General features: G+C 65.2%; 6 protein-coding genes. 5 read left to right on the top strand and 1 reads right to left on the bottom strand.

Annotated elements, in window-relative coordinates:
• Positions 1-160: 160 nt before the first annotated feature.
• On the bottom strand, positions 161-1,171 hold the full coding sequence (locus tag V6M52_RS17635; protein ID WP_332702161.1) for a mannonate dehydratase: 1,011 nt from the start codon (positions 1,169-1,171) through the stop codon (positions 161-163).
• Positions 1,172-1,359: 188 nt separating this feature from the next.
• Here V6M52_RS17635 and V6M52_RS17630 point away from each other — a divergent pair, with 188 nt between their 5' ends.
• The 5 genes from V6M52_RS17630 to V6M52_RS17610 all read left to right on the top strand — a co-directional run bounded on the left by V6M52_RS17630 (position 1,360) and on the right by V6M52_RS17610 (position 7,517).
• On the top strand, positions 1,360-2,082 hold the full coding sequence (locus V6M52_RS17630) for a FadR/GntR family transcriptional regulator (protein ID WP_332702159.1): 723 nt from the start codon (positions 1,360-1,362) through the stop codon (positions 2,080-2,082).
• Positions 2,083-2,088: 6 nt separating this feature from the next.
• Positions 2,089-2,955 carry an SMP-30/gluconolactonase/LRE family protein gene (locus tag V6M52_RS17625; protein ID WP_332702157.1) on the top strand — a complete coding sequence of 289 codons (867 nt, stop codon included), beginning with the start codon at positions 2,089-2,091 and terminating at the stop codon, positions 2,953-2,955.
• 424 nt (positions 2,956-3,379) lie between these two features.
• Positions 3,380-3,979, top strand: coding sequence for a hypothetical protein (locus tag V6M52_RS17620; RefSeq protein WP_332702155.1), 600 nt, complete (start codon positions 3,380-3,382; stop codon positions 3,977-3,979).
• 828 nt (positions 3,980-4,807) lie between these two features.
• The gene (locus tag V6M52_RS17615; protein ID WP_332702153.1) at positions 4,808-6,172 is read left to right on the top strand and encodes an FGGY-family carbohydrate kinase; all 1,365 of its coding nucleotides are present in this window, start codon (positions 4,808-4,810) and stop codon (positions 6,170-6,172) included.
• Positions 6,173-6,242: 70 nt separating this feature from the next.
• The gene (locus tag V6M52_RS17610) at positions 6,243-7,517 is read left to right on the top strand and encodes an NAD(P)/FAD-dependent oxidoreductase (protein ID WP_332702151.1); all 1,275 of its coding nucleotides are present in this window, start codon (positions 6,243-6,245) and stop codon (positions 7,515-7,517) included.
• Positions 7,518-7,536 lie beyond the last annotated feature (19 nt).

Below are 7,536 nucleotides of genomic sequence, written 5' to 3'. Positions count from 1 at the left end.
TGCGCAGCCCGCTGACCGAGCTCACCGCGAGCGAGCGCGAGACGCTGGCGCAGCTGATTGCGGCGCATAGCTAGAGCTTCCCTGGCACGGCCTCCCTGGTGCCAGAAAGCCCGGACCGCAAGGCCCGGGCTTTTGTTTGGGCGCCAGGAGCAGCGGCCGGTTACCGCCCATACGGATCCCAGCCGTTAGCCTGGAACAGGCCGATGATGTAGCCGAAGCTGAAGGCGAAGGCGGTTTCAAAGGGGGATTCGCCGTCGATATCGGGGCAGTGGTCGGGCATGATCATGCAGTCGACGCCGACCTGCTTATAGAGGCGGAGGGCGGCGGCCATGTCCATGTCGCCGGCATCGGGGAATTCCTCGGTAAAGGAATAGCGGCCGCCCTTGATGTTGCGGAAATGGACGTTGAAGATCTTCTTGCGCTCTCCGAACCAGCGGATGATGTCGCCGATCTCCTCGCGCGGATTTTCGAGGCTTTCGGCAATGGTGCCCTGGCAGAAATTGAGGCCGTGATAAGGGCTCTCGGCAATGGAGACGAAGTGCTTGAGGCCTTCGGCACTGCCCAATACGCGCTCCTCCATGCCGCGATAGCCCGGCGGGGTCAGTGGATCGTGGGGATGGCAGGCCAGGCGCAGCTTATTGGCCTCGGCCACCGGCACGACGCGCTCGAGGAAATAGGTGATGCGCTCCCACATCTGCCCGGTGCTGACCTGGCCGGCGGCGGTCAAGGTGTCGGCGTCAGTGAGCTGGTCCTGCCGGAAGGTCGAGAGCACGGCGCCACCGCGGCCGCGCTCGGACGGGGTGCGGGGAATGCCCAGAAGATTGAAATTATACTTGGCGGCGCCAATGCCCATGGCGCTGAGATCCTCGATCAGGCGGCAGATGCCGTCGATCTCGCGGTCGCGTTCGGGCCCCTGCCCCAGCACGATGCCCGGGGACTGATGGTTCTTTTCGATGCCGGAGGATGGCAGCGGCAATTGCACCATGTCGAGGACGAGGCCCGCCGCATCGACGCGGTCGATATGGCGCTTGAGCACGTCGCGCGTCCAGGAATAGGGATTGCCGGGCGGATCGATGCAGACATGGACGATGCCGAGCTGGGCCAGTTGCCGCAGGTAGCGATCGCCCAGCGTCTCAAGGTGGCTACCGCTGAGCTGGGTGCCCACATACATGGTCGTTTTCCTCGTGCTTTATGACTTCTCAAAAGTTGTATGAAAGATTTTGCCGTGGTACAAGCGGCCATGCGATGCGAGGCGACGAAATCGGCGCATTTTGCACCATCCGATGCTATCGCAGGATGACAAATCGGGCTATGTCTGAACGATAAATGAATGCATTCTGAACGGCCGAAACGACGCAAATGGCAGAACATGCAGCACCGCGACTGACTGACCGGGTGAAGGACGGCCTCAACCGGATGATCGTGGATGCCGGAATGCAGCCGGGCGACAAGCTGCCGCCGGCCGACCAGTTATGCGAGCAGTTTTCGGTGAGCCGCACCGTGGTGCGCGAGGCGATAGCGAGCCTCAAGGCCGAGGGGCTGCTGCGCTCGCTGCGCGGCAGCGGCGTCTATGTCAGCGAGCCGCCCAAGCCGGTCGGCGGATCGATGTTCATGGAGGCGCCGCAGGATATCGGCGAGGTGCTGGACTTCATCGAATTCCGCATGAGCGTAGAAATCGAGGCGGCAGGGCTGGCGGCGGAGCGGCGGACGGAAACCAACCTGCTGCGGATGGAGCAGGCCATGGGCCAGTTCGCGCGGCATCTGGAGGACAATACGCTGGCCACCGACGCCGATCGCAGCTTTCACCGCGCCATTGCCGACGCCACCAACAATTCGCGGTTCCGCCTGTTCGTCGACGAAGTGGGCGAGCGGCTGATCCCGCGCCGGGCGCTAGGCGCCAGCTTTGCCGACGAGAAGGACAAGGCGGAGTTCCTGGAGAATATCCAGAGTGAACATCGGCGCATCTTCGAGGCCATTACCGACCGCCGCGCCGACGATGCGCGGGCGGCGATGCGCCAGCACCTGGAAGGCGGGCGGCGGCGCTATCGCGAATGGAGCCTGGCGCATGACGGGGCGTCGTAGGGCCGGATGACGCAGCCGGAGATCAGCTTTGTGGTGCGCGAGCGCTTTGGCGTGGGCGAAAGCCCGGTCTGGGATGCCGAGCGGCAGCGGCTCTTATGGTGCGATATTCCCGCCGGGGTGATCCACGCGCTGGATGTGGCGAGCGGGGCGCGGCAGCGCTGGAGTTTTGATGAACCGGTGCCCAGCTTCGGGCTGGCGCAGGGCGGGCGGCTGGTGGTGGCGCTGCGCCGGGACGTGGTGCTGTTCGACCCTCAAAATGGGGCGCGCGAGCTGGTGGCCAGCGTCACCCATGCCAAGCCGGAGATGCGGCTCAATGACGGCAAGGTGGGGCCGGACGGCGCCTTCTGGGTGGGCAGCATGGATGCCGGCACGGACGGGGCGCCCGAAGCCAGGCTCTATCGCATCGGCGCGGATGGCACGGTGCGGGTGATTGCCGGGGGCTTGTCGATCTCCAACGGGCTGGCCTGGAATGCCGACGCGACGCGGATGTACCATTCGGATTCGCGTGGCGGCATGTGGGTGGATTGCTGGGATTTCGATGTGGCAACCGGCTCGGTGAGCAACCGGCGTCGCTTGCGCGACAATGACGAAGCCAATGGGCGGGCCGATGGCGGGGCCTGCGACCTAGCGGGCGTCTATTGGTCGGCGGGGCCCTCGGCGAGCCGGATCAACCGGTTTTCGGCGAATGGGGCGCTGCTCGGCTGGGTGGATGTGCCGCTACGGCTGCCGACCATGCCGTGTTTTGGCGGAGCGGATATGCGGACGGTCTATGTGACGAGTCTCGATTCCAAGGCGGAGGAAGAGGGGCTGGACGGGGTGGTGAGTTTTCGGGTGGAGGTGGCGGGCGTGCCGGTGGGAAGGTTTGGGCGGTGAGGCCCACCCTCGGTATATGTCGTGACTTATCCCGGGGTAGTTGGGCACTAGCGACTATTCGCGTTGACGCGAAAGAGGGCAACATGCGCAATAAGCTCACTCGGGGCAAATTAACGGCGGCGTTTTACTGCAATGTCTAGGCGCAATTGGGACGGCCGATCTGCGCCTGTAGTCACGGCGCTTGGAATAGTTATCGCCGTTTTGGTGATGTTGTTGGTATGGGACGCGGCCAGTTCTTACACCGAAAACCGAGTGAACGCCGAACGCGGCGCCGACAGCTATGGCGCCCAAGCCAAGGCAGAGATTCAAAGCTGCCCGACGCCGCTTACCGCCGAATGCCTGACCGATGTAATAGAGGCCAGCCGAGAGCAGCAACGCGCCGAGTACGACCTTGCCGCCCAAAGGGGACATGGCGAAATGGGCTATGGCGATGTTCATAGTATCCGCCATCGGAACGACGGTTGGGCTGGTGGGTATCGTCTTCGTTTTTCGGACGCTGAAGGCCACCAGAAAAGGCAACAAGATCAATCGCGAGATTGGGGAGGCCCAAACCAGAGCCTACCTGTCGCCGGGCGCCGGCACATTCAGGGTCACGCTCAACGGCGCCACTCTCAACGTCACGATCAGTAACTTCGGGCAGTCGCCTGCACAGCAGGTCGATCTTTGGGCGCGCCTCATGATGCCGAACATGGATAGTACGGGTAACCACGACCAACTGTTGTACAGCGAGTGGCGACGATCGGGGATCGTTGGCATAGGCGCTGGGCAGGATGGAGAGGCCATGTTCCTCTTCGCCTCTGGCTCCGCTCCGAAAGAGATTTTCCGCGGCCAGCACGCCAACAAATTCTACGTTAGCGCCCAATGCCGAATGGAGTGGGTTGACGTGTTCGGCAAGAGATGGCCAGCCGATTTTTTCGTCACCGAAGCTGTGAAGGAATCGGAGCCCATGAACGCCCTCGGTACGCCTCGCGCAGGCAAGTTGCGAAGCACCCAAACACCAACTGTAGATCAACGTAAAAGCTAGCCGCCACACGGCGTGCACGGCCCTACATCTCCACCTCCCGCCTACTCATCGCAGTTATTCGGCTCGGCGCGCTTGGATACATAAGGCCGTGTGTTTCGGCGGACCCGACCCGCGGATTGGTACTCGATGTCGCAGTCGACACCCTCCCCCTTGTGGGGAGGGATCAAGGGTGGGGGGCGTTTGGCCCGGATATCCGGGCTCCCAACACCCCCTCCCAGCCTTGCTCGCTCAAATCGCTCCGCTGGAGCGATTTGTCCCTGCGGGCCGCTTACAAGCCCATCAAGGGGGAGGTGCCGCGCGGTGTGTGGGTGAGATTGTGCCAGAAGCGAAATTCGGTCTCCCTCAACTCATGCGCGCGCCTCGTTCGCGGAGAGATACCCCCACCCTGCTCGATTACGGACTTAGCAAGGGCTAAGTCCTATCTCGCTTCCCTCCCCACAAGGGGGAGGGTGGCAGACTGAGGGTGCGCAGCAACGGAAGGCGCATGTATTTTTGTTGCGCGATTTCATCCCCCACCGGGCGGCACCTCCCCCTTGACGGGGGAGGCTGGGAGGGGGTGGCGGTTGGCCCACATATCCGGGCCAAACACCCCCCACCCTTGATCCCTCCCCGCAAGGGGGAGGGTGTCGACTGGGACATCGTGGACCAATCCACTTCCAGACCCGATGGCCGTGCCCGTCATCATGGCGAAGGAAGCTAGATGGCACCTCACCCCCAGGCCCGCCGGAGCAGGCCTATGGCAGATTCCCCAAACTAACATGTCAGTTCTGGCGCCCGCCGCCGATTTCCAGTATTGGCGCTGCATCCTGACCTGACGAGCGCCCCGCTATGCCCCTGCCCCGCCGTATCGCCGTCATCGACATCGGCAAGACCAATGCCAAGGTGGTGCTGATCGACAGCACGACGCGTCAGCAGGTGGCGGCGCGGGGCACGCCGAACACCGTCCTGCGCGAGGGGCTTTATCCGCATGCCGATGTGGAGCGGCTGTGGGGGTTCATTCTCGAGAGCCTTAAGGCGCTGCAGGCCGAGCACGGCGTCGACGGGATTTCCATCACCACGCATGGGGCGACGGCGGCGCTGATGGCGGGCGACGCGCTGGCCATGCCAGTGCTGGACTATGAGCATGCGGGGCCCGAGGCGAGCGCTGCCGAATATGGCGTGGCGCGGCCGGATTTTGCCGAGACATTGTCGCCGCTGCTGCCCAATGGGCTCAATCTGGGGGCGCAGATCTTCTGGCAGGCGCGGGCGCATGCGGCGGACTTTGCGCGGGTGACCGCCATCCTGACCTATCCGCAATATTGGGCCTGGCGGCTGACCGGGGTGATGGCGAGCGAAGTGACGTCGCTGGGCTGCCACACTGATCTGTGGGCGACAGGGCGGTCGGATTTTTCCAGCATGGTCAGGGCGCAGGGCTGGGTGGAGAAGTTTCCGCCGGTGCGGCCGGCGGCGTCGGTTTTGGGCAGCATCGTGCCGGCGGTGGCGGCGGCGACGGGGCTGAGGCCCGAGACGCCGGTGACCTGCGGCATTCATGATTCCAATGCGTCGCTGCTGCCGCATCTGGGGGCGCATGCGGCGCCGTTCAGCATCATTTCGACCGGCACCTGGACCATTGCCATGACGGTGGGCGGCGACACCGGGCGGCTCGACCCGGCGCGGGATAGCCTCGCCAATGTCGACGCCTATGGGCGGGCGGTGCCGACGGCGCGGTTCATGGGCGGGCGGGAATTCGATGCGCTGGTGCCCGAAATCCGCACGCCGAGCGCGGGTGACATTGCGCGGGTGATCGAGAGCGATATCCGCGTGCAGCCGAGCTTCACGCCCGGCGTTGGCCCCTTTCCGCAGGCGGCGGGGCGCTGGACGGCCGACCCAGCACAATTGACGGCCGAGGAACGGACGGCGGCCGCCTCGCTCTATCTGGCGCTGCTGACCCGGGCGTGCCTCGACCTCTGCGGGCTGGGCCGGGAGATCATCGTCGAGGGGCCGCTGGCGCGCAACGCGCTGTTTGGGCAGGCGCTGGCGCGGCTGGCGGGCGTCAAGGTCAGCGCTTCGGGCGATGCGACGGGGACGAGTCTCGGGGCCAGCATGCTGTTTGGGCATGGCGAGGGGGCGGCCGCAGCGGGCGTTGCGGTGGCGCCGCTCGATGTGCCGGGATTTGAGGCCTATGCGCGGCGCTGGCGCGAGCAAATCGCCTAGCTGCCTTGCAGACTGAGGCGATGCGGACGAGGCTCGTTGACCCCATATCTTGGGCAACAAGGAGTGTGGCATGGCTCGGCATCGGGTGGTTATCGTCGGCAGCGGCTTTGGCGGGCTGGCGGCGGCGCAGGCGCTGGCGGGGGCCGATGTCGCGGTGACGGTGATCGACCGGCGCAACCATCACCTGTTCCAGCCCCTGCTCTACCAGGTGGCCACCGCCTCGCTCGGCACGGCCGAAATCGCCTGGCCGATCCGCCATATCCTGCGCAAGCGCCAAGAGGTGACGACGCTGCTGGCGACGGTGACGGGGGTCGACGTGTCCGGCAAGGAAGTGGTGCTGGAGGATGGCAGCCGGGTTGGCTATGACAGCCTGATCCTCGCCACCGGGGCGCGGCATGCCTATTTCGGGCATGACGACTGGGAGACGTTCGCGCCCGGGCTCAAGACGCTGGAAGACGCGACGACGATCCGGCGCAAGCTGCTGCTGGCCTTCGAGGCGGCGGAGCGCGAGCCGGACCCGGAGAAGCGGCAGGCGCTGCTGACCTTTGTCATCATCGGGGCGGGACCGACCGGGGTGGAACTGGCCGGCGCCATTGTCGAGCTGGCGCGGGTGACGCTGACCGGGGAATTCCGCCACATCAAGCCAAGCGAGGCAAGGGTGGTGCTGATCGAGGGCGGGCAGCGCGTGCTGGCCAATTTCAAGCCGGAACTGTCGGACTATACGCTCAAGGCGCTGCGTGAGCTGGGGGTCATGGTGGAACTGGGCGAGGCGGTGAGCGCGGTGGATGCCCATGGCGTGGTCTATGGCGGCAAGCGGCTCGATGCCGAGACGATCATCTGGGCGGCGGGCGTGCAGGCGTCACCGGCGGCCAAATGGCTGGGGCTGGAGCCCGATCGCGCGGGACGGGTCAAGGTCGCGGCGGATCTGAGCGTGCCGGGGCATGGCGAGATTTTCGTGGTCGGCGATACGGCCAGCATCACCATGCCCGATAGCAAGCCGGTGCCCGGCGTGGGCGATGCGGCCAAGCAGGGTGGCAAGCATGCGGCAGGGGTGATCCGGGCGCGGCTGGCGGGGGACATGACGGCGATGCCGTTCCGCTACAAGCATGCGGGGGATCTGGCGACTATCGGCAAGCGGGCGGCGGTGATCGATTTCGGCTGGATCCAGCTCAAGGGAGGGATTGCCTGGTGGGCCTGGGGCATCGCGCATATCTACTTCCTGATCGACACCAAGAACCGGCTGTTCGTGGCGCTGAACTGGCTGTGGATCTATCTCAGCGGCCAGCGCAGCGCCCGGCTGATCACCCAGGGCGAGGCGGAGGCGAAGGCGCCGTCAAGGAAGTGACGGAGGCGTAACGGGGCGG

Source organism: Devosia sp., assembly GCF_036676215.1.
Lineage (GTDB): Bacteria > Pseudomonadota > Alphaproteobacteria > Rhizobiales > Devosiaceae > Devosia.
This window is presented reverse-complemented; position numbering and strand designations above follow the sequence as displayed.